This is a genomic window from Gilliamella sp. B3367 (genome assembly GCF_026536825.1).
Classification (GTDB): Bacteria; Pseudomonadota; Gammaproteobacteria; order Enterobacterales; family Orbaceae; genus Gilliamella; species Gilliamella apicola_E.
Map to the genome: position 1 here is coordinate 396,335 of NZ_JAFNNJ010000001.1, position 22,500 is coordinate 418,834.

Consider the following 22,500-nt stretch of genomic DNA (forward strand, 5'->3'; position numbering starts at 1 on the left):
ATTGTTATCCTTTTAATCGCTGGGAACCAAAAAGTTGGTCTAATTCACTAGGATCAGGTTCATAAACATTTAATTTACCTGATGCAACACATTGTTGATTTATACTGATATCACAATCAAAGTTAGCTAGTTTAGAATCAAAAAGAACTAAATTGGCGGTTATAATTAATTCACTATTAAGCTCAAATGAAGGTAAATTGGTTTTTATTGCTCGCCCTCCAAGTAACATGCCTAATTGTGGTGAGTGATTTTTTTTGGAATCATGATATCCATTCCAAACACCAATAGTTTGTGCCATTAATTCGATAGCATAAAAATTGGGTAGCTGATAATTATCAGTTAAAAATGGAGAAAGTATGCCATCTTTGGTAACTTGAACACTGCAAATGCATTGTTTTTCATCGACTAAATGAACTTTCTCAATCATGATCATGGGAGTTCTGTGTGGCAAATAGTAACTTGCTGATTGATATTGCATTATACTTTTCCAATAATAAGAGATGCATTATTGCCACCAAAAGCAAAAGAGTTTGACATAATGATTGGTGTTTGTAGCATCATTTTTTCTGTAACAATATTAATTTTATCTAGATTTTTATCATAAGGTGATACTGAAAAATCTTGCTGTGGTAAATTAATATTTTGTTTAAGTAATAAGTAACTAATTGCCAATTCAGTAATAGCTGCGCTACCTAATGTATGTCCTGTTAAATGTTTTGTTGAACTACAATAAGGTAAGTTTTGCTCAAATATTCGATAAACAGCTCTACTTTCAGCTTGGTCGTTAAGCACCGTTGCCGTGCCATGTAAATTAAGATAGCCAATCTGATTTGGTTTTAAGTTTGCATTTTCTAATGCCATTTCCATCGCAACTTGTGCTCCTATTCCTTCTGGATGAGGGGAGGAGATATGATAAGCATCGGATGATTCACCTACACCTAATAATGCAATATCACTTGATTCTTCTTTAGTTATTAACATTAATCCACTGGCTTCACCAATGTTTATGCCGTTACGGTCTTGTGCAAATGGCATACAGGGATTATTCGATAGTGCTTCAAGCGCATTAAAACCATTTATTGGCATTCTGCTTAAACTGTCAGCACCACCAACAATGGCAGCATCAACCAATCCTGATTCAATCAGTCGTTGGCCACTTATTACGGCTTTTGCACTAGATGTACAAGCAGTGGAAATGGTATAGCTAGGACCTTGTAAATTGAGTAATTCTGTTAAAAAACACGATGGATTACCAAGTTCTTGTTGGTGATAATAGAAATGGGGTTGACAATGATGTGTCTTTAAATAGTGCTCAATGTTAACGTCGCCCTCGTGTATTCCAGAAGTACTAGTACCCATTATAACCGCAATTCTTTTTGGTCCATATTTTTCGATAACTTGTTGTATCTGCTGTTTAATTTGTAAATATGCAGCATAAAGTAATTGATTATTTCTTGTCGCATATTGCGTCAAATTGTGAGGAATGGAGGGAAGCTCCCCCGTTACTTTACCTAACCAAGTATTTTGGCCATTTAATAACCAACCCTTTTCTTGAGTCAAGTAGTGCTTTGCACAATAATTTTGGGATAAATTATCGATTATCTGTTGTTTGTCGTGTCCTAATGTGTTTATCGCGCCAAGCGCAGCAACATAAATCATCTATTCCATACTCTTAATTGTAATTTGATAACCAAATATAGCATGTTGAATTTTAATTGGTTTTCTAATGTCTGTTGAAGATTTTTGGTTATAAGTTATCTTAATGATTGTTTGTTTTTTATCATTGACAAGGGTCCTAAATAAGTCGTTATCAATGAGTTGCCAATTCGCCGGTAATACGTTTTGCCATGAAATTGTTGGTAATATGCTTAGCATTATGTCTGATAATACTTGCTCAGGAGGGGGAAGTTGCTTAACAAATATATGTTGTTTTGCTTTAACTTTACTACCGTCGTATTCAATTTCAAACAAACGAATACCTATAGTGGATAACCCAATTACTTTCAATTGGTTATCTTTAATATCAACGATTACTATTACCGAGTTTTCTTGATTGTTATATTTAAAGGTTAATAGTTGTTGATCGTGATAGTCTTGAGTTAGATTTATCTTAGGCAAGTTAACTTTGGTTTCTTTGGTTAACCAAGCTTCTGATTTAGGTTGGGACGAGCAGGCTGAAATCAACATACTTAATAATAAAAAAGTTAAATATAAATATTTCTTCATCCTTTTGTCCCTAATATTTCTTGTCTATTATTGATGACTAGTGGTGCAAATAAAAATGCTGTAAAAATACCGCCAGTTAATACTAATCCAAATCCTTTTATGGCAACGGTATGGCTTATTATTAATAACCCAAAAGATAATATAGTAGTCAATGCCGCCATGCTTACTGCTAATAATGCACTTTGGTTTTGGCTTTTATTGTTGCTCAAAAATAGACTATAGTCGATACCAATACCAATAACAAGAATTAGTGCTAACATTGAGAATAAATTAAGAGTTTGATTGGTTATGCCATTAATAGCTAATGCTATACCTGTTGATAATAATGTAGGTAATGTGCTTTTTAATGCAGCTTTTAAACCATATTTGCGATGATAGAAGATAAAGCAAGAGCAAATAAGAATCACAGCACCAGCAATCAGCTGGGATAATTGTATTCGGTAATGGGCAAACATAGTGTTAAATTCTTCACGGCGATCAAGCCAATAGATTCCTTTATCTACTTCCGATAATTTTTTTATTTCAATGATATTTTTAATTCCATTTATTGGAATTAAAGTCGCGCTTTTTCCCGTTGGTAAGGTTAACCAAAGTAGTTTTCGACCTTGGCTAAGTTCACTTTGTTGCCATAGTTCTGGTGTAATAATTGGTTGTTCAAAAGTAGGTAAGTTAGCCTTAATTCCCATTTGTGTTAAAGAGGATATAATTTCAGGACTATATTGTTTAACAAATTCGATATTTTCTTGCTGTTTTTGGAATGAAGGTAAGTTTATGCTCTGATATTGTTCAAAATAACCTTCTGATTTTGCAAGTTCAAGTTTAGGTAAAAATTGTTCAAGTCGTTGTAAGGTTTGTTCAGCTGTATCACCAAAAACAACAAACCATTTTTGATCTGTTGTTTGACGGGTAATACTGATAATTTTTTGTTCTTGTAGTTGTAATTGTTCTGGCAATGCTTGTAGTTTGGCAATATCGTCATCAACTTTTAAATTAATAAACCCATAACCGATAAATAATAGAGCGATTGATACCATTATCAATTGCATCTGTTTATTTTTCCATAAATTTAGCCAGCTACTTAGTAACTTATAACCAACATCTTCACGTACTGGTAATTTGTTAACGAGCAGAGGATACCAGCATATTACAGTTAAAAAAGCACCGAGTAGACCAAAAACTGCAAATATTGATAATTGCTTTAAGCCCGGGAACGGCGCAATTAATAAGATTAGATAAGCAATAAAACTTGTGCATAACGCTAACGTCAAAGTTGAAATGAGTTTTTTTAAACTTGCATAAGGTGATTCTTGATTACCATGTAGCAGTCGTTCAGTTAAGTAGTGCAGTGAATAGTCGACAGTTATTCCTATTACACTAGTACTCATAACAATTGTCATTATGTGAATTTCACCAAATAGGCTTAAAACAGCCACTAAACCACAAATAATTCCAACAAAAATTGATAGTATCGATAAAATAATTGGTCTTATCGATCGAAATACACTAATTATCAATATGATAATGCCTATAATTGATAAGCTACCGATGGTTGTTATATCATCTATAGCTTCACTGCTTGCGTAATCACTATAAAAAAGCACGCCTCGTTTTAAAATTTCAACATTTGGCCACTTTTCATGTAATTGTTTGGTAAGTTCATTTAATTGTGTGGTAATTTGGTGAGATTGGCTCATGTTAAATGATGAATTATTTAACTCAGCAAAAATCATGTACCATTGATTGCCTTGGTCATCTTGTCCTGATAACCAATTATTTTGAATGGTCAACCCACCTGAGTTAGCCAGTTGATTTAATTGAGATGAACGAGTTAATAATAATGGATCATTTTCCAATTCAGTTGCACTTATTCCGCTAAAAGGAGAATATAGCTGGCTTTTTATCCAATTCAGCTGAGTGCCATTTTTTAATCTTTCACTAGTTTTTGAGTCCAGTAGCTGATAACGATATTGAAAAGCAAATTTTCCCCAATTTTTTTGAAATGTTTCATCAAAATAACCGTTTACTTGGCTAATAAAAGATTGTTTTTTTAGGGTTTGATACCACCAATTAACTGGTTCTAATTCGCCATTAGTGGGCTTAATCAACCAGACAAGTTGTCTATCTAATCGATTTTGAAAACCATCAATAAGTTCAGTAGGAACATTGTTGGTTTGCTCTTTAGGTAATAGAGATAAAACACTACTGTTGATTTTACTATTAGCTAAAAGGTAATAAGCAGCAAGAATCAGACAAGCGACCATCATCAACCATAAGATTGCTCTTCTTTTTAATGTTAATTGATTATCTGAATAGCAATTGTTCATCTTGATTTAATTTTGTCGTTTTATGATTTTTGAATGTAAGCTCTGTTTTGTCATTTTGCATATCATTAATAGTGACTTTTTCTAAATAGGATTTTCCACTAAGAATAATTTGTTTAAAAATTTTATTTAGCGGTGCTAATTTAGGTTTTAGCGTTAATGTCCAAATATTATTTTGTTCGGTGACTGTTATATCAAAATTATTTTCAAGCATCTCTTTATCTGCAGTGAAAATTGCCGTTAATAAATGATTGAACTGAAATAGCTGAGGTTGTTTTTCTGCAGTTATTATTTCTGGAGTTTGGTCTTCTATGCGTTGTTCCATTCGCTGTTGATTCATTTTCAATGTCATAGCAAATGGTGTATTTTGTTGCCACCATAGACCTAATTCCTTAGATATTATCATCTTTCCCGTTGAATGGATGGGTGAGGTTAAACCATTAATATAGCGATCTTGGGTAAAATCAGCTCGAACAACTTGGTTTTTGCTAAATAGCAGTTGTATATCACTTAGCGTGATTGCACTCGTTATTGTTGAGAAAGTTAATAATAGTGTTGTTGCGAAAGCAACTAGGCATTTGTTCATTTAATTAATCCAAAGCAATTCAAAAATATATCAGGTGTAACAAAACACATTTCCTTGGTATCTGTAGAGACCGCAACTTGAGTTGTGTAGCCAGAAGTTGTTTTTTTACCAGTTTTTTTATCTTTTATTAGGTAGCTAATTTTTATGCGATGCTCATATTCTTCTAGTTTGGCAAAGATTTCTAAAGTTTGTTCTGCAAGGGCGGGTGCTGTATATTTTATTCTTGCATCGACAATAGGCCAAATATAACCCGAATCAACCATTTCTTTATAACCATAATTAAATTTTCGAAATAATGCTTCGCGAGCTTTTTCAAAAAATTTAAGATAATTACCATGCCAAACCACGCCCATGGCGTCTGTGTCATGGAAAGATGGTTTATAGTCGATGGTGATATGACAGTGATTAAAATTATTCATTTTTATTATTCGTTATTTCAGGTGGATTAAATTGCCAAAAATCGAAAAAATTGAACCAATCAAGTGGTGATTGTAAACAATAATATTCTAATCGATTGGCATAATACTCAATGGTTTGTTCTAGTTCCGCTTGTCTATTTTTTCTAGATAACTTTAGCTCATCAGTAAAATGTTCTAGATATATTTGGAATCGACCATTGGGTTTTAATCCCCAACAAAAGTAAACGGGGAACTTTAATGCAGAAGATAGTATAAATGGCCCTTTAGGAAAAGGTGCAGGTTTACCAAGGAAATTGGCCCAAACAATAGCATTTTCTGGCACTCTTTGGTAAGGATTAATTGATGTTCTGTCAGCAATGATAGCTACCCATTCACCAGCTTCTAGCTTTTGTTGCAGTATTATGGCAGTATCCGCTCCTAATGTAGCAACTTCTATTAGATTGATTATTGAATTTTGATTAACCTGTTTTAATACTTTGTTAAATCGTACAGCATTACCTTTATGCACTAAAGCATTTATTGTCACATTATGGGATAATTCTGCTAGTGCTCGACACATTTCAATATCACCTAAATGTGAACAAATTAAGATAATCCCCTTTTTTTCAGAAATTAGTCTTAAATATTCGCCTTTGTTTGGTGAATAGATATCATCAAGCTTAATATCGCCTTGCCAACTGGCTAGTTTATCTAACAGTGACTCACCAAATTGTTGAAAGTGTCGGAAAGAGGTTAATTTTTTCTTTTCAATCAATGGCACATTAGGATATTGTTTAAGGATTTTTTCTAAATATGCTTTGGATGCTTGTCGTTGTTTTTTCCCTGTTAACCAGAAATAACTGATAACTGGGAACATGAACATTTGAGCAACACGTCTTCCTAGAAGGCGATAAAGCATTAAAATTAACTTGATCCCCATTAAACCTTTGCGTTCGTCAGTTTGAGACCAGTGACTATCTTTATTTTTCTTACGTCGGTTTTGTTTTATTAATGCTGGAATTCGTGGCAACATGCCAAAAAATAGTCGAGTATGCATCCAAGTAATTAATAGGTTATCTTTGAATGCGTTAAAGTGAGAAACACCATCAGCGGGATAAGTGACATGTGTTGGTACAAAAATAGAATCAGTACCTTGCCAATATAATCGAACCATTATGTCGGTGTCAAAATCCATTTTTTTACCAATTTGTTGTTGACTGATGAGGTGACAAGTCTGTTTTAATGGATAGACACGAAGCCCACACATGCTGTCCTTAATATTAAAACTTAAGGTTTCAATCCATACCCAAAAATGGGTAATATATCGCGCAATAAGTCGGTGTTTAGGAACTGAATCATCATAGATAGGACAACCAGATATTAAAGTGTTGGGATTTAATTGTGATTGTTCAATAAGCTGTTTGACAATTTGGCTATCATGTTGGCCATCAGCATCTATCTGAATGGCATAAGCAAAACCATGATCTAATGCGTGACTAAAACCACACATTACTGCCGCACCTTTACCTTCATTTTTAGTTAAACGCACTAAATTGACCCATGCATATTGTTTTGCTATTTCTGTCAGTCTTTGTGCATGTTCATACGAGCTACCATCATCAATTAGAAAACAAGTCAATTGATAATGTTCAATATTTTGTAAAACACGCGGTAAAGCATCACTATGATTGTAACAAGGTATAATAAAGCAATAGTTTTTTGATAGCGAAGGCTCAATTACTGACATAGTGTAAGCTTTCCTGTACTTGCTATGTTGCCATGCTGTGTAATAAAACTATAAGTGAATTTTAGTTTATTTTCATTCCAGAGTAGCGTTAGTTTTAGGCGATCATTAGGTAATATTGGCGATTGAAATTTTACCACCTCGATGGACGATATTGATAAGTTTGGATTAATTAATTTTTGGGCATAACCAATTACCCAATTAACCTGAGTCACACCTGGTAACACTGGTTGTGTAGGAAAATGTCCTTTAAACCAAAAAAGATCTGGCGGTATTGTGATTTCAATATTAGCTTCTGTTTCAGTTTTACTAATGCTTATTTCGTTGGGAAACTCTTTTTTCATATCTTATTTGGAGTATCGAATAATGCTTTTAAGTCAGTATATGTGCATTTTCCTTGCAAATTTTCCGGAAAACTTTCAATAAAACGCCATTTCTTAGGTATTTCAACTAATGATAATGTATCTTTAAGTAAATGTCGAAAATATTGTGTAAGTTTGAAATAATTAAAGTTATCTATTTCCTTACTATGAGATGGTTTTATTTTAATGATGGCGGCCAATATTGTTCTATTGTTTTTTTCTAAGGGAATAACAATTGCTTTTTCAACGGCTGTAATTTTATTGATCTGGTTCTCTATATAGGTTAAAGATAGGCGTTGTTCTGCAATTTTGACTATTTTATCCATCCGGCCTTTTAAATAAAATTTAATGTCATCTATTTTTTGTAATTTATCATTTAGTAATTCAGCTTGTGGTAATAAAGGTGATATTAATAATGGTTGTTGATTGGGGGTATATTTTAATTGTAATGGGTAAAAGAGTTCCCAAGGTGTATTAAGCGATTTTTGTTGTCTTTTGGCTATAATACCAGTCTCGCTTGAACCGTAAATTTCATAAGGTAAAACATTGAAATTCTGTAAACAAAATTGGGCATTTTCAAAACTAAGCTCTCCACCAGATGAAAATACACAAGTACAGTTAATAGTAGATAAATTATGATCTAAATTTTTGATAATTGATGGCGTTGTGATGTAAGTAATGTTTTTAGATTGATAAGTTGCTAATTGTTCTTGATAGAGTATTGTTTCACAAACAAAAGGTATTTTGGAGCTTAAAGAAAGCATTATTTTAAAGGTTAATCCATACATGTGCTCATGTGACACAGAAGCAATAAGTAAGTCACAAGGTGAAACTTTTAAATTATCTATTAATATATTAATTTCTCGCTCAAGTTGAGAAATAGATTTTTTAATTGGTTTTGGCAAACCTGTTGAGCCAGAGGTGAATAATGTAAATGATGTTTGTTTAAAATCCGGATTATTTTTTACTGATTTAACTGATTGATGTTGATTAATATTGCTGATGTTGATAATTGGCAAATTAGTTGGCAAATTAATATTTGTAAGATGTGTATCGGTTAATACAGCTTGATAATAGTGTAATAATTCGACATGCCTAGGATTTAGTAAAAGTGGATGCTTTCCTGAATATAAGAGAGCGAGAAATCCTGCAACAAAATTAAAACTATCATCCATGAATAAAACCCAATTTTCTTCAGTATGATTGTCTAATTCATTAACAATTATGCTAATTTGTTGTTTTAGATCTCCAACAGTTAAAGCTAGTTGCTTTCTAAATGCAATTATTTCATTATCTGGTCGTAATAATTGCTCGGATAATAAAACTAATGTTTTGCTTTTTGACGAACAATCCATTCTCCCCCCATTAATAATCCGATAAGAATATAACTTATTAATCCGTTATACATTGTCCACCAATAAATATCATTAATAAGACAAGTTATTAATGCGATTAAACCATTTAGTATGAAAAATAGACACCAACATATAGTTACTTTTCTTGTATAGTTAATTGCACTTGCTGGTAAATTATCATGTTTTAATCTGGCGAATCTTTCGATAATATTTTGTGGCTGATACAATGAATATCCAAAAAATATTAAGAATAGAAGATTTGTTGCTACGGGGTAATAGAGCAAAAATTGAAATTTGTTAAATATCCAGCTGGTTAATGCTAAAAGCAAACCAAAGCAAGTTGTTACTTTTGCTAACCAACCAATATTTGAAAATAAATTAGGTAAGGCGATTAGCCTTAACACTAATAATGCAGCAATGCATAAAACAGCGATATTAATAATTTGATATTTTAAAGATAAGTAAATAACTATCGGATAGCAAAACAGGATTATTCCTGTCATTGCTTTTATTATTAACTTAAATTTATTCATTATGCTATTTAGCATTTAGCAAATTGTACACTGCATCAACCACATCTTGAACAGTTCTTACTGCTTTAAACGTTTCAGGATCAACTTTTTTGCCTATCTTTTTTTGTAAATGTACAACTAAATCTACTGCATCAATACTATCTAAGTCTAATTCTTCAAAAAGTTTAGATTCTGGCTTAATCTCATCGGCAGATAATTCAAAAAGCTGAACTAGTGCTGATTGTACTTGTTGAAAAATTTGTTGCTTATCCATTAAAAATCTTCCTTATTACTGTTGAGAATTAATAAAATCAGCTAGCGTTTTAACTGAGTAAAATGCTTTTTTGGTTTCTTCACTTTCTGACGATAAAACAATACCATATTGATTTTTGATAGCAAGACCTAGTTCTAATGCATCTATTGAGTCTAAACCTAAACCATCACCAAATAATGGAGCTTGGGTATCGATATCTTCAGATGTGATATCTTCTAAATTAAGCACTTCGATTATTAATGATTTTATATCATGATGTAATTTTTCCATTTAATTTCCCTTTTATCTATTATTCTTTTTTATGGTTCCAGCGTTAATAATGTTGTGAGATGTCTGGTAAGTTTTCTTGCTGCAACAGTTGTATTTTCTTCTAGAAAGTCATCTATTTTGATTTTTTCACCTACTGTAATATTAAACAATGCTTTTTTTTCAGGGATGTCATACCATTTTTGTTTTTTTATCAACCATGGTGGATTACATTGAATATGTATTATTCGGATATCAGCATGACACCTTAATGCTATGTTAGCAGCTCCTCTTTGTAATGTTATAGGATGATTAGGTATGCTTCTAGTTCCTTCGGGAAATATCAAAATTCTTCCTTTGTTTGATAAGATTTCATTACATTGTGGTAGTATTTGGCCTGATTCACCGTTTAGTATATAACCTGCTGTTTTTATAATGCGGCTAATAAAAAGGTTATTGAGTAACGCACCCTTAACTAAGCAATCACATCGACGCATAACTGAAACGAGAAGAACAACATCTAGCAAAGATGGGTGGTTAGCAACAATTAAACATCCGTCATCTTGCTTTAATTTTTCAACTTCATTAAATTGATAGTTGAAAATACATAATGATTTTACTATCCATAAAAACACTTTAAAGCTAATACTTATGCTGTATTGAGCAATAATAATTCTTTTTTGTTTCTTCCAAACAAATAATCTCAATAAACTAAACCATATCAACGATAAAACGAATAATCCAAAAAGACCAAATATAATAAAACCCAGTGCGGTCGCAAATAATCGCCACCACTGGTTTATAGTATAGAATTTTTGTTTATTTATGTATTTATCGTCCATTGCCAGTCTTGAGATAATCCTTGTATGATGAAATTTTGTTTTTTATTTAGATAAGCATGTAAAAAAGCCAATGATTGAGGATAATTGATTGGATTTTTCTGTGATGTTTTATTAATACTTTGGCATGTTAACTGATTGCCATTTGTTAAGATATAACCTACCGCATAATATGGAATTATTTGATGAATTTCTGTTTGGTAAGATTCAGGAACCATCCCATCAAAATCAATCAATAGTACTTTTTTATCTTTTTGTTGTAGTGTTGGTAGAGCCTCAATCAAACTTTGTTGAAAACCATCATTATTCGCACTAAGCGATGTGATAGGGATAGCTTGCTTGGCAATAATTGTGAATAAACCTGAAGCAGTATTATGGACCGATAATGCAAAATCGGTTGGTGAAATGTCATTAGCTTGATTAAGTGAAACTAGTATTTTATATGTTTTTTCAAGTTCACCATGTTGGCTTGAAAAAATCGCTAAATCCACATTATTATTTTCTATGAGCTCTAAAGCAACTTCAACAGCAAGGCGTGAAGAAATGCTCATTCTTCTTGCTTGCATCATAGGCAGTTTATTGAGTTTGGGTATGTGTAAATCCCAATTGTGATTAATCTGTTTTGACCATAATTGCCAGTCAGATTTGGAGGATAAACCAGCAGATAAAGCAAACCAATTTTCGATTGAAAAAGAAAGTCTCATATTAATATTTTTTAATTAATTCTTTACTTAGCAACTTTTTGTAATATTATTAATTCGATAATACTGAAAAAATCTGATTTATTTATACAATACAGTAAAACAATAAAAAGGCAATACATTGACTGGACAAGAAAACATCAAGTATGGATTCAATAAGGAAATTTATACAGCATTAGAAGCAATTACTGAAGCTCAAAAAATTGCCTTTGCTCCTATATTATTCCAAGCCATAATGTGCATGAAAAACAAAGGAATTTTATCTTCTATTGATCAATCTGGTAAAATTGGTATTAATTTAGAGGATTTAACTAAAAAAGTTTCTTTATCACCTTATGCACTTGAACTTCTGCTGGATGTTGCACTTAGTATGCGTGTTATTTATCAGCAAGACTCCAACTATATTTTAGGTAAAATTGGTCATTTTTTATTGCATGATAAAATGACAGAAGTTAACCTTAATTTTTCCCAAGATATCTGCTACCAAAGTATGTTTTTTCTTCAAGAAGCACTTGAAAAAGGCGAACCGAGTGGCCTCAAAGTTTTTGGTGATGGTAAAACGATTTACCCCATGTTGCAGTCTCTGCCTGAACAAGCAAAAAAAAGTTGGTTTGATTTCGACCATTTTTATTCAGATCACGCTTTTCCTGCTGTTTTACCTTACATCATGAAATTGAACCCTAAACATGTTTATGATATAGGTGGTAATACAGGTAAATGGGCAATTTTTTCAGCTAAACATTTGCCTGAAACTCAAGTGACAATCTTAGATTTACCTGAACAAATCTCAGTTGCAAAAGAAAATATTAAAAAATCGGGCTTTGAAGATCGTATTGATGGTATTGGTGTAAATGTACTGGAAACTGATATTTTCCCTAACCAAGCTGATATCTGGTGGATGAGCCAGTTTTTAGATTGTTTTAGTTCAGATCAAATTGTCCATATTTTGAAAACAATACACCGTAGTATGAATGATGATGCTTCTGTTTGTATTATGGATCTTTTTTGGGATCGCCAAAACTTTGAGGCAGGAGCATTAAGTTTAAATGCTTCTTCTCTCTATTTTACTTGTTTAGCAAATGGTAATAGCCGTTTTTACCATTCAAAAGTATTTTATCAATGTCTAAATGAAGCAGGGTTTCACGTTGAGGAAGATATTGATGGGATTGGATTTGGACACACTTTATTAATATGTAAAAAACGTTAATTAAAATTATCCTTAAGGAGTAAACAATGAGATTTTTTAAATATATTGCAGCATTCTTTTTAGTTTCAATATTATTCGGTTGTGCAAGTAAATATCAAGCGCCAAATAGTATTAGTACCCCAGTTAATGGTTTGACTAAAGCACAAGTTAAACAAGCTATTTTAGATAGTGGTACTAAAGGTAGAGCAGCATTTGGTACTTGGAAAATGCAAGCATTAAATAATGATACTATCCGAGGTCAATTATTCAATCGTAAATTTGAAGTTGTTGTTGATATCCCTTACTCTGCAACAGGGTATTCAATTAAGTATGTTTCAGTTAGTTCAAACTTACAAGGTAGTAATGGAAAAGTTCATCGCAACTACAATCGTTGGATAAACAATCTTGATGCTAAAATTAGAGAAAATATTTTCAGAGCAAAATAACGCTTTGAACTTAATGAAATTTATTTTTTAATTAAACCACCTTTAAGCCCAAAAATTGTTTGGGCTTCTTTTTAAGAACAATTTATAGATATTGTAATATGACAATATGTTACTTTTTTAATAATTTGTTATCTCCTAACAATAGTATTAATCGTTAAAATTAACTATCTATTCTTTGCATTGAAGTTTAATATATAACAGTATTCATAAAATGTGATGAATATTAAAGTTCAAGTTCCAATCTTTTCTTTTCTATCTTTTTCTATTTCATAAATTTTAGCACTTGAGGACAATTATTATGTTTCAATGGCTTTCAAATTGGATTTTAGATGGACTTAAACATTCACCAGAAATACTTTTATTTCTCTCACTGAGCTTAGGGTATTTGATTGGTGGTATTCGAATTGGTAAATTTCAATTAGGTGGAGTGGCTGGTTCCCTACTAGTTGCTGTCGCATTAAGCGTGTTTGGTGTTACGGTTGATGCTGGTGTCAAAGCTGTACTTTTTGCTTTATTTATTTATGCAGTAGGGTTCGAAAGTGGACCTCAATTCTTTCGTTCATTGGGGGTTAAAACCCTTCGTGAAATCTTTTTAGCACTATTTATTGCCGTTGTTGGCTTTGTTACGGTGCTCGTTTTAGCCAAATTATTCAATTTAGATAAAGGCCTTGCTGCTGGTTTAGCTGCAGGAGGATTAACCCAATCAGCAATAATGGGGACGGCATCAGATGCGCTTACTCAGCTAGGTTTAAGCCCTGAAGAGTTAAGCCGATTACAAGGTAATGTGACTATTGGATATGCCGTAACTTATATCTTTGGTTCACTCGGAGCCATAATTGTCTGTGTTAATATTTTACCTAAAATTATGGGTCGTGAAATTAACGATGATGCAATTCAGGCAGAAGCAGAACAATTACATGGTTCACTTTTATTAGGTAGTGGTCAGAACTTTGCCTTATCAGATGTAACTGGTCGTTTATATCGTATTACCAATAAAGTTAATCAAACCGTTGAAAGTTTAGAAAAGGTGATTAATGGCATAAGTATCGAACGAATCAAACGTGGTAATCGTATTATTGAAGCTGGGCCAGAAACTATATTAAAGGCCAAAGATATTATTTTAGTTGTTGGTCATCGTGATGCCATGATTAAAGCCACTGATTTATTAGGTGAAGAGGTGAATTCGGCACAGGGTATGGATGTGGTTATGAATACTCAAGATGTCGAAATGCGTAATACACGTTATGTTGGTCAAAACTTAACGCAAGTACTTTCATCTGATGAAGTAATGAAACTAAAACATGGTATTTATTTAATTGCTGTCCATCGCGATGGGCAACCATTGCCATTAAATAATGATATGGTGTTCAAATTAGGTGACATTATTACGGTTTATGGTACTGATGGTGACTTAAGGCGAGTAGTTGATAAAATTGGTGCGCCGATAACAAAAAGCGAAAAAACTGACTGGATATTCCATGGTTTAGGTCTTGTCGTTGGCCTTATTATTGGTCTTATTGTAATTCGTGTTAGTGGTATTCCAATTACCTTAGGTGCTGGTGGTGGTGCTTTGTTATCAGGCTTATTATTTGGATGGTATCGATCTTTACATCAAACTGTTGGGAACATCCCAACGGGTGCGGTGCAATTACTTAAAGATTTCGGTCTTGCTGGCTTCGTAGCCGTAGTTGGTCTAAGCTCTGGATTGCAAGCTATTGATACCATTAAAGATCAAGGTATTTCTTTATTTCTAATTGGTGTTGTAGTTACTTTATTGCCTATGTTGCTTGGTATTTACTTTGGTAAGTATGTGCTGGGTTATAAAAATTCTGCAGTATTCGCTGGTGCTTTGGCGGGTTCTCGTAGTGCAAATCCAGCTTTTGGTGAAGTACTAAATAAAGCGGGTAACTCAACACCTACTAACTCTTTTGCTATTACCTATGCTTTAGCTAATGTTTTCCTAACTTTATTAGGGCCATTAGTTGTTGCTTTTGTTTAATTGACATCTCAAATTAAGGATACATGGTTATGAAAAGTAATAATGAATATGCAAAATATGCGAATTTAAGTCCTTTTGAATTGAAAGATAATTTAATTAAACTAGCACAAAGCCATACTGACCGTGTAATGTTAAATGCGGGGCGTGGTAATCCTAATTTCTTGGCAACATGGCCACGACAAGCTTTTTTCCAACTTGGTGTTTTTGCTTTGCAAGAGTCTGAAATGTCTTTTTCATATATGAATGAAGGCATAGGAGGAATGCCAATTAAGGCTGGTTTAACAGGTCGTTTTGAACATTTTGTCCGTCAAAATTATCAAACTCCTGGCGTGTCATTTTTAGGTAAAGCATTTTCATATATTCGCGATCAACTTGGTCTAGATGAAAATGCCTTCTTACAAGAGATGGTGGAAGGTATTTTGGGCTGTAACTATCCAGTACCTGATAGAATGCTGCATTTTAGTGAAGAGGTGGTTAAAGCCTATGTTCTTTCTCAAATGGGTGCGCAATATTTAAGACGAGATGATCTTGATCTATTTGCTGTTGAAGGTGGTACTGCTGCAATGGCTTATATTTTCAATTCAATGAAAGAAAATAACTTAATCCAAAAAGGTGATAAAATTGCAATTGGTGCACCTATTTTTACGCCGTATTTGGAAATTCCAGAGCTTAATGATTATCAATTGGTTGAAGTGTTAGTTAATTCTGATCCTGATAAAAATTGGCAATATCCAGAAGCCGAATTGCGCAAATTAGAAGATCCTTCCATCAAAGCATTTTATTTAGTTAACCCATCTAATCCACCATCAGTAAAAATTGATGATAAAAGTTTGAAAATCATTGCTGATATTGTGAAAAAACGTCCAGATTTAATTATTTTAACTGATGATGTTTACGGTACATTTGCTGATGATTTCCAATCCTTATTTGCTATTTGCCCTAAAAATACGATTTTAGTTTATTCATTCTCTAAGTATTTTGGTGCAACAGGTTGGCGTTTAGGTGTGATTGCAATAGCACACGATAATATTTTAGATAACAAAATTAAAGCATTACCAAGCAAGGCTAGACAGATTTTAGATAAACGTTACAGCTCAATTGTGACCGATCCTGAAAATCTTAAATTTATCGATCGTTTAGTAGCAGATAGCCGTGCGGTTGCGTTAAATCACACTGCTGGTCTTTCTACGCCACAACAGGTTCAAATGGTGTTATTTGCATTGTGTGAAATGATGGATACTGATCAAAGTTATAAAGCCGCATTAAAATCATTAATTCGTCGTCGAGCAGCATCATTGTATCAACATTTAGGACTTGAACATCATACTGATGAAAATAGTGTCGATTATTATACCTTAATTGATCTAGAACATATTTGTCGTGAACTTTATGATGATAAGTTTGCTAAATGGATCTTAAAAAATAAAAATCCGTTAAATTAATACCATCAAAAAAATCAATATTATTATAGATTTATCGACCAAATCCCTTTGGTAACAAATTTATTTATCACCTATTCTAGCTTATATTTTTATAAGTAGAAATTAGTTTTATTCCTCCATTTTAATATAAAAATAAAATCAAAGATTATTTTAAAAAATGTGATCTTGATCACGGTAACTTTCTTTCGAAACATATTTAATAAAACAAAAAGGAGTAAATTAATGATTTTCAATTTACAACGCTATTCAACTCACGATGGTCCTGGCATTAGAACTGTCATATTTTTAAAAGGCTGTTCATTGAGTTGTGTTTGGTGTCAAAACCCTGAAAGTCAATTAACCAAGCAAGAATTTTTGTATGACAATCGTCTATGTCTCCAAGATTGCGAATTATGTGTAAAACATTCACCTAATGTATTTTGTAAAGTAAAAGGTGAATTGAAGATTAAACGTTCAAAATTGGATGATCAGTTAATCGAAAACATGAAGTATCTTTGTCCTAGTTTGGCTCTTACAGTTTGTGGTGAACTTTATTCGGTGGATGAAATAATGACTGTTGTTGATAAAGATGCACCTTTTTACAAACGTACAGATGGTGGTGTGACATTATCTGGTGGTGAGCCATTTATGCAGCCAAAGTTGAGCCAACAAATTCTACAACGATGTAAGGAACATCAATACCACACTGCAGTTGAAACTTGTTTGCACGTACCGTGGAAATATATTGAATCATCTTTACCTTATGTAGATCTTTTTTTGGCTGATTTAAAACATACGGATGAGAAAATATTTAAAGCGTGGACCAATGGTTCTGCAAAACGTGTTTTAGATAATTTTCGCTTACTATCTAAAGCAGATAAAACCATTATAGTAAGGGTTCCTCTGATTCAAGGTTTCAATGCAGATAAACAATCTATTCGCTCAATTGTTGATTTCACGGTTGGTGAGATTTTGACTAGTGAGATCCATTTTTTACCATACCATACACTAGGTATTAATAAATATAAAATGTTGGACAAGCCTTATTACGCACCTACTGAACCATTAAACGACAATGAATTGATTGAATATGCTATGCAATATGCGAAAGATAAAAATTTAAATGTGATTTTGCGTGGATAATATTTGTCACAGGAATTAAAAAAGGAGACAACAATGGCAAACTTAGACTTAACTACAATTACCCCACGAATTAAAGCACATAAAGATGCATTAATTCATATTATTAAACCAAATATTTGCGTTGAACGTGCCGAGCATTATACTGAATCTTATAAAGCTCATCTTGATCAACCTATCATTATTCGCCGAGCTTTTGCTTTAGCGAATCACTTAGCAAAAAAAACCATTTGGATTAAACATGATGAACTTATTGTGGGTAATCAAGCAAATCAACCCAGAGCTGCACCAATATTCCCCGAATATACAGTAGGTTGGATCGAAAAAGAAATTGATGAATTAGGTGACAGGCCTGGTGCTGGTTTTGAAGTCACTGAACATGATAAGGCTGTGTTACATGAAATTTGCCCATGGTGGAATGGTCAAACAGTATTAGACCGCTGTTATGCACTTTTTACTGATGAACAAAAATCACTACTTGATACAGTAATGATTAAAGCTGAAGGCAATATGAATGCTGGTGATGCACATCTAGCAGTTAATTTTCCTCTGATTTTGAATAATGGTATTGATGGACTTATCGAAAAAATAAGAGAACGTCGTAGTCGTCTAGACTTAACGAATTTAGACGATTTTTATAAAGATCAATTTTTAAAAGCCTCCGATATGTCAATGGTTGCAATGAGTGAGTATATAGATCGTTATGCTAAACTAGCAACAGAAATGGCAGCAATTGAAATGCGTGATTGGCGTAAAAAAGAGTTACAACAAATTGCTGAAAATTGTCAATTAATAGCTCATAAAGCACCACAGACCTACTGGCAAGCATTGCAACTTTGTTATTTTGTGATGTTATTATTACAAATCGAATCTAATGGGCACTCAGTTTCTTTTGGACGTTTGGATCAATATCTCTATTCTTTCTACCAGAAAGATGTTGAACAAAATAAAACCATTACTCGTGAAAATGCGATTGAATTATTACATAGCTGTTGGTTGAAATTACTTGAAGTGAATAAGATCCGTTCTGGTTCTCATTCAAAATCTTCAGCAGGAAGTCCGATGTATCAGAATGTAACAATTGGTGGTCAAAAGTTAGTTGATGGAAAACCAATAGATGCAGTAAATGGCTTGTCTTTTGCGATCTTAGAATCATGTGGTCGTTTAAAATCAACTCAACCCAACTTAAGTGTGCGTTATCATGCTGGTTTAAGTAACGAATTCTTAGATGCGTGTATTCAAGTTATCCGTTGTGGTTTTGGTATGCCAGCATTTAATAATGACGAAATTGTTATTCCTGAATTTATTAAACTCGGAGTTGAACCACAAGATGCCTATGAATATTCTGCAATTGGTTGTATTGAAACAGCTGTGCCGGGCAAATGGGGATATCGTTGTACAGGGATGAGTTTTATCAACTTTGCAAGAGTGGTATTGGCATCACTTGAAGGAGGTAAAGATGCAACAAGTGGCGTAGTTTATTTACCACAAGAAAAAGCGTTAAGTAAAGGCAATTTTACTAGCTTTGATGAAGTGATGTATTCATGGAGTGAGCAAATTCGTTATTACACAAGAAAATCAATCGAAATTGAATATGTTATTGACACAATGTTAGAAGAAAATGCACATGATATTATCTGCTCTGTGTTGGTTGATGATTGTATCGAGCGTGGAAAAACTATAAAACAAGGTGGAGCTAAATATGATTGGGTTTCTGGGTTACAAGTTGGTTTAGCTAACACTGCGAATAGTCTCGAAGCAGTGAAAAAATTAGTTTTTGATCAAGGTGTGGTAGGTCAAAAAGAACTAGCTAAATCATTAGCTGAAAATTTTGAAGGACTAGGTGGTGAGCAGTTACGTCAACGTCTACTAAATGGTGCTCCTAAATATGGTAACGATAATGATGAAGTTGATCGATTGTTAGTTGACGCTTATAACAGCTATATAGATGAACTCAAGAATTATAAAAATCCTCGCTATGGCCGAGGTCCTATTGGAGGCACTTATTATGCTGGTACCTCATCTATTTCGGCCAATGTGCCATTTGGTGCGCAAACGGCGGCAACACCCGATGGACGTAAAGCTTGGACACCGTTAGCTGAAGGTGCAAGTCCATCATCAGGTACAGATACATTAGGACCGACAGCTGTATTTAATTCTGTCGGAAAATTACCTACAGATAAAATACTGGGCGGAGTATTACTAAATCAAAAACTTAATCCTTCTACTCTTGATAATGTTCGAGATAGACAAAAATTAATGTCAATGTTACGTACTTTTTTCGAATTCCATCTGGGATGGCATGTTCAATTTAATGTGGTATCTCGTGAGACATTAATGGCAGCAAAAGCTAATCCCGATCAATTTCGAGACTTAGTTGTTCGTGTAGCAGGTTACTCAGCTTTTTTTACTGCATTATCACCTGATGCACAAGATGACATAATTGCTCGCACTGAGCATGTTATTTGATAAGTAGTATGATATACTTCCAAAAAACTAAGACATCGCGATATGGCTTAGTTTCATCATTTTTATAAACGAAGCGGATCATTTTAATATCCGTTTTGTTTATGAAATATCATGTTGTTGTAGGATAGTCTCTGACTTGTTTGACCATTTAACTTGAGCTTTTGGTATCAACACTAAAGAGTTGTTCAAAAATGTTTTACATTCTTATATGATTTTCAGCTGAATAGTAAATAAGTTAAGATTAAGGCAATCTAAAAAGGTTAGAAATAAATGCTTTATTTAATGAATGAACGCCAAAAAGAAATTATTTATCAAGTTAATGAAATTGGGCAAGTGAGTGTTGCTCGTCTTGCTAAAGATTTAGCGGTTTCAGTTGTCACTATTCGTCATGATCTTAATTTTTTAGAAAAAAATGGTTATTTAAAACGTGAACATGGTTATGCGGTAACTGTTGACAGTGATAATTTAGATGCACGAATGAAAATTAAATTTCCACTTAAACAAAAAATTGCTGAATATGCCGCTTCATTAGTTAATAATGATGAATATATTTTTATTGAGGGTGGAAGTACCAATGCATTATTAGCAAGGCATCTTGCTTATACTCGTCGGGTCACCTTAATAACATCAAGCTATTATATTGCTCAATTACTTAAATCAACAGATCTAAATGTGGTTGTAATTGGTGGTGAATATCAGAAAAAAAGTGATAGTGTTGTTGGCGAATTGGCTTGTTTAGCAATTAAGCATCTCTCTTTCGATAAAGCATTTATTGGGGTTGATGGATTTACAAAGCAAACTGGATTCACTGGAAGAGATAAAATGCGTACCGAATTAGTTAATACTATTTTAGCTAAACCTAGTGAAAGTATTATTATTACTGATTCGTCTAAATTTGGAATAAAACAAAAATATCAATTTCAACCATTAAATTCTATTAATCGTGTAATTACTGATTATAGTATTGATGTTGATAGTGAAAATTATTTATATAATAGTAATATTATCGTTGATAAAGTAAAAAATTAAACTATTACAAACATCGAGTTAAATTGGCTATTATACTTCTCTCTCCATTAAAAATTGCCTATTTTAGACTCTTCTTGCTGTTATATATTGCCTAACTAGAAAAATTAATATTTAAATCTTATTCACAACCTAATGAGAATTAAACGGAAACTCGTAATCAATTACAGTGGCCTAACTAACTACGGTGGAGTAAAATTGATAAGATAGATATTATTTATCACTAATAATGTTGCTAATTCTGCTACTTGTTTCGACCTACTATAACTAAATAAAACAAGCGTGATAACCGTTAATGCAGGGTAACTTAGGTAATATTATTCGAAATTAAATGTTATACCGAACAGCACATTGGACAATAATAGTATTTATCCCGTTGGTTTTTGAATGGAATGGTAACAAGGAAAGATGGCGGAAGGGCTAACTTATCAAAATTATTTTTATACGATTGATTTAAAATCATATTTTAAATAAAAAATAAATCTGCACCCGTCTTAGTATCCGTTCACTGTCTGTACCTTAACTGATCTAAACAGAAACTAGCATACATAAATTTTATTTTTTAACAAATGTAGTATAGCAAAGTTTACTTATTTTTAGCTGGTATCTGTAGTTAATTTTTCAGCATGTTTTGAACAATAAATAAAACATTCCTTTTGACATGAATATGAAAATTTTTCATACACCTTTGCATGATATCTGTCTGTATTTTTTGTATTTTAATTGTTCTAATTAGCTGCAATGCAGCAAAAGAACATAAATGTTGATAATCTGTAATATTATCTAACTCATTATTTCTTAAATTATCCAGCACTGGCACGAATTTATTTTCTGAGATTCCAAAGTAATCTTCTAAAAGATTAGCTTCATCAGCCTCTACCTTTTTAATAATTAACTCATCAATCTTAAGATAGGGCAATAATTTATAAAGTTTATTTGTTTCCTAGAAACTCTGATTTAAGCTTATAATTTCATAAATAACCATGCTGGTTGTTACATTCGATAATACTAATGGTAGATTTGTTTTGGTAAAAACAATGGAAACAATAAATTATAATCATATTGCTAGCAACACATATTATGTTGTCATTCCAGCGCACGCAACATTTAGTGTTAGTATGCACGAGAGCGATAAACATCATAAAACGGGCATTCCTGACATCATTACGCTTATGGCATTAAAAAAATAAAAAAACCGCTTTAGTAGTGGTTTTTTATTATCTGGAGAAATTAAAATTATGGCAAAAAT

21 protein-coding genes and 1 pseudogene are annotated in these 22,500 nt (G+C 32.7%); 8 read left to right on the plus strand and 14 right to left on the minus strand.

The genetic code is table 11. The features are described from left to right. Positions 1–4: 4 nt before the first annotated feature. The 14 genes from J3U23_RS01730 to J3U23_RS01795 are packed head-to-tail and all read right to left on the minus strand — an operon-like array spanning position 5 to position 11,567. Complete coding sequence (locus J3U23_RS01730) at positions 5–478, minus strand: 3-hydroxy-fatty acyl-ACP dehydratase (protein WP_267330130.1); 474 nt, start codon at positions 476–478, stop codon at positions 5–7. Continuing rightward, positions 478–1,659: a beta-ketoacyl-[acyl-carrier-protein] synthase family protein gene (locus J3U23_RS01735; RefSeq protein WP_267338263.1), complete on the minus strand. Its 1,182-nt coding sequence runs from the start codon at positions 1,657–1,659 to the stop codon at positions 478–480. The genes J3U23_RS01730 and J3U23_RS01735 overlap by 1 nt, the downstream gene beginning before the upstream one ends. After that, positions 1,660–2,226 (minus strand): DUF3261 domain-containing protein, encoded by a 567-nt coding sequence (locus J3U23_RS01740; protein WP_220225025.1) that lies wholly within the window; start codon positions 2,224–2,226, stop codon positions 1,660–1,662. Continuing rightward, the gene (locus tag J3U23_RS01745; RefSeq protein ID WP_220225024.1) at positions 2,223–4,550 is read right to left on the minus strand and encodes an MMPL family transporter; all 2,328 of its coding nucleotides are present in this window, start codon (positions 4,548–4,550) and stop codon (positions 2,223–2,225) included. The genes J3U23_RS01740 and J3U23_RS01745 overlap by 4 nt, the downstream gene beginning before the upstream one ends. Beyond that, positions 4,528–5,133 carry an outer membrane lipoprotein carrier protein LolA gene (locus tag J3U23_RS01750; RefSeq protein WP_065562166.1) on the minus strand — a complete coding sequence of 202 codons (606 nt, stop codon included), beginning with the start codon at positions 5,131–5,133 and terminating at the stop codon, positions 4,528–4,530. Before J3U23_RS01750 ends, J3U23_RS01745 begins: the two co-directional genes overlap by 23 nt. Further along, positions 5,130–5,552: an acyl-CoA thioesterase gene (locus tag J3U23_RS01755; protein ID WP_065562165.1), complete on the minus strand. Its 423-nt coding sequence runs from the start codon at positions 5,550–5,552 to the stop codon at positions 5,130–5,132. Before J3U23_RS01755 ends, J3U23_RS01750 begins: the two co-directional genes overlap by 4 nt. Next, on the minus strand, positions 5,545–7,278 hold the full coding sequence (locus tag J3U23_RS01760) for a glycosyltransferase family 2 protein (protein WP_267338265.1): 1,734 nt from the start codon (positions 7,276–7,278) through the stop codon (positions 5,545–5,547). The genes J3U23_RS01755 and J3U23_RS01760 overlap by 8 nt, the downstream gene beginning before the upstream one ends. Further along, positions 7,269–7,619 carry a hypothetical protein gene (locus tag J3U23_RS01765; protein WP_065562163.1) on the minus strand — a complete coding sequence of 117 codons (351 nt, stop codon included), beginning with the start codon at positions 7,617–7,619 and terminating at the stop codon, positions 7,269–7,271. The genes J3U23_RS01760 and J3U23_RS01765 overlap by 10 nt, the downstream gene beginning before the upstream one ends. Continuing rightward, on the minus strand, positions 7,616–8,992 hold the full coding sequence (locus J3U23_RS01770; RefSeq protein WP_267338267.1) for an AMP-binding protein: 1,377 nt from the start codon (positions 8,990–8,992) through the stop codon (positions 7,616–7,618). Before J3U23_RS01770 ends, J3U23_RS01765 begins: the two co-directional genes overlap by 4 nt. Continuing rightward, entirely contained in the window at positions 8,962–9,495 is a 534-nt protein-coding gene (locus tag J3U23_RS01775) for a hypothetical protein (RefSeq protein ID WP_220225020.1), read from the minus strand. Before J3U23_RS01775 ends, J3U23_RS01770 begins: the two co-directional genes overlap by 31 nt. A 34-nt stretch (positions 9,496–9,529) precedes the next feature. Beyond that, positions 9,530–9,778, minus strand: a complete 249-nt coding sequence (locus J3U23_RS01780; RefSeq protein WP_065562160.1) for an acyl carrier protein — start codon at positions 9,776–9,778, stop codon at positions 9,530–9,532. 15 nt (positions 9,779–9,793) lie between these two features. Beyond that, the gene (locus J3U23_RS01785; protein WP_065562159.1) at positions 9,794–10,048 is read right to left on the minus strand and encodes a phosphopantetheine-binding protein; all 255 of its coding nucleotides are present in this window, start codon (positions 10,046–10,048) and stop codon (positions 9,794–9,796) included. 29 nt (positions 10,049–10,077) lie between these two features. Beyond that, on the minus strand, positions 10,078–10,866 hold the full coding sequence (locus tag J3U23_RS01790; RefSeq protein ID WP_267330136.1) for a lysophospholipid acyltransferase family protein: 789 nt from the start codon (positions 10,864–10,866) through the stop codon (positions 10,078–10,080). After that, positions 10,848–11,567, minus strand: a complete 720-nt coding sequence (locus tag J3U23_RS01795) for a beta-ketoacyl synthase chain length factor (protein WP_220225017.1) — start codon at positions 11,565–11,567, stop codon at positions 10,848–10,850. Before J3U23_RS01795 ends, J3U23_RS01790 begins: the two co-directional genes overlap by 19 nt. A 136-nt stretch (positions 11,568–11,703) precedes the next feature. On the opposite strand from J3U23_RS01795, the gene J3U23_RS01800 reads away from it, so the two are divergent. The 8 genes and pseudogenes from J3U23_RS01800 to J3U23_RS01835 all read left to right on the plus strand — a co-directional run bounded on the left by J3U23_RS01800 (position 11,704) and on the right by J3U23_RS01835 (position 22,441). Continuing rightward, positions 11,704–12,771 (plus strand): methyltransferase, encoded by a 1,068-nt coding sequence (locus J3U23_RS01800; protein WP_416380117.1) that lies wholly within the window; start codon positions 11,704–11,706, stop codon positions 12,769–12,771. Between the two features lie 26 nt (positions 12,772–12,797). Next, the gene (locus J3U23_RS01805; RefSeq protein ID WP_065562156.1) at positions 12,798–13,196 is read left to right on the plus strand and encodes a hypothetical protein; all 399 of its coding nucleotides are present in this window, start codon (positions 12,798–12,800) and stop codon (positions 13,194–13,196) included. 298 nt (positions 13,197–13,494) lie between these two features. Further along, positions 13,495–15,195 carry an aspartate-alanine antiporter gene (gene aspT, locus J3U23_RS01810; protein ID WP_267338269.1) on the plus strand — a complete coding sequence of 567 codons (1,701 nt, stop codon included), beginning with the start codon at positions 13,495–13,497 and terminating at the stop codon, positions 15,193–15,195. A 29-nt stretch (positions 15,196–15,224) separates the two neighbouring features. Then, a pseudogene (locus tag J3U23_RS01815) lies at positions 15,225–16,628 on the plus strand (bifunctional aspartate transaminase/aspartate 4-decarboxylase); the annotation flags it as partial. Positions 16,629–16,859: 231 nt separating this feature from the next. Further along, positions 16,860–17,759: a glycyl-radical enzyme activating protein gene (locus tag J3U23_RS01820; protein ID WP_267338271.1), complete on the plus strand. Its 900-nt coding sequence runs from the start codon at positions 16,860–16,862 to the stop codon at positions 17,757–17,759. Between the two features lie 33 nt (positions 17,760–17,792). Then, a complete protein-coding gene (locus tag J3U23_RS01825; protein WP_267338272.1) occupies positions 17,793–20,225 on the plus strand; it encodes a formate C-acetyltransferase/glycerol dehydratase family glycyl radical enzyme in 2,433 nt (810 codons plus the stop codon). 282 nt (positions 20,226–20,507) lie between these two features. Further along, complete coding sequence (locus tag J3U23_RS01830; protein ID WP_416380118.1) at positions 20,508–21,254, plus strand: DNA-binding transcriptional regulator YciT; 747 nt, start codon at positions 20,508–20,510, stop codon at positions 21,252–21,254. A 1,034-nt stretch (positions 21,255–22,288) separates the two neighbouring features. After that, a complete protein-coding gene (locus J3U23_RS01835) occupies positions 22,289–22,441 on the plus strand; it encodes a hypothetical protein (protein WP_267338274.1) in 153 nt (50 codons plus the stop codon). Positions 22,442–22,500: the final 59 nt, after the last annotated feature.

Bases quoted from the DNA above. Each gene is read 5' to 3' on its own strand.
- J3U23_RS01730 (WP_267330130.1), bottom strand. From the start codon at position 478: ATGCAATATCAATCAGCAAGTTACTATTTGCCACACAGAACTCCCATG.
- J3U23_RS01735 (WP_267338263.1), bottom strand. From the start codon at position 1,659: ATGATTTATGTTGCTGCGCTTGGCGCGATAAACACATTAGGACACGAC.
- J3U23_RS01740 (WP_220225025.1), bottom strand. From the start codon at position 2,226: ATGAAGAAATATTTATATTTAACTTTTTTATTATTAAGTATGTTGATT.
- J3U23_RS01745 (WP_220225024.1), bottom strand. From the start codon at position 4,550: ATGAACAATTGCTATTCAGATAATCAATTAACATTAAAAAGAAGAGCA.
- J3U23_RS01750 (WP_065562166.1), bottom strand. From the start codon at position 5,133: ATGAACAAATGCCTAGTTGCTTTCGCAACAACACTATTATTAACTTTC.
- J3U23_RS01755 (WP_065562165.1), bottom strand. From the start codon at position 5,552: ATGAATAATTTTAATCACTGTCATATCACCATCGACTATAAACCATCT.
- J3U23_RS01760 (WP_267338265.1), bottom strand. From the start codon at position 7,278: ATGTCAGTAATTGAGCCTTCGCTATCAAAAAACTATTGCTTTATTATA.
- J3U23_RS01765 (WP_065562163.1), bottom strand. From the start codon at position 7,619: ATGAAAAAAGAGTTTCCCAACGAAATAAGCATTAGTAAAACTGAAACA.
- J3U23_RS01770 (WP_267338267.1), bottom strand. From the start codon at position 8,992: ATGGATTGTTCGTCAAAAAGCAAAACATTAGTTTTATTATCCGAGCAA.
- J3U23_RS01775 (WP_220225020.1), bottom strand. From the start codon at position 9,495: ATGACAGGAATAATCCTGTTTTGCTATCCGATAGTTATTTACTTATCT.
- J3U23_RS01780 (WP_065562160.1), bottom strand. From the start codon at position 9,778: ATGGATAAGCAACAAATTTTTCAACAAGTACAATCAGCACTAGTTCAG.
- J3U23_RS01785 (WP_065562159.1), bottom strand. From the start codon at position 10,048: ATGGAAAAATTACATCATGATATAAAATCATTAATAATCGAAGTGCTT.
- J3U23_RS01790 (WP_267330136.1), bottom strand. From the start codon at position 10,866: ATGGACGATAAATACATAAATAAACAAAAATTCTATACTATAAACCAG.
- J3U23_RS01795 (WP_220225017.1), bottom strand. From the start codon at position 11,567: ATGAGACTTTCTTTTTCAATCGAAAATTGGTTTGCTTTATCTGCTGGT.
- J3U23_RS01805 (WP_065562156.1), top strand. From the start codon at position 12,798: ATGAGATTTTTTAAATATATTGCAGCATTCTTTTTAGTTTCAATATTA.
- aspT (WP_267338269.1), top strand. From the start codon at position 13,495: ATGTTTCAATGGCTTTCAAATTGGATTTTAGATGGACTTAAACATTCA.
- J3U23_RS01820 (WP_267338271.1), top strand. From the start codon at position 16,860: ATGATTTTCAATTTACAACGCTATTCAACTCACGATGGTCCTGGCATT.
- J3U23_RS01825 (WP_267338272.1), top strand. From the start codon at position 17,793: ATGGCAAACTTAGACTTAACTACAATTACCCCACGAATTAAAGCACAT.
- J3U23_RS01830 (WP_416380118.1), top strand. From the start codon at position 20,508: ATGAATGAACGCCAAAAAGAAATTATTTATCAAGTTAATGAAATTGGG.
- J3U23_RS01835 (WP_267338274.1), top strand. From the start codon at position 22,289: ATGGAAACAATAAATTATAATCATATTGCTAGCAACACATATTATGTT.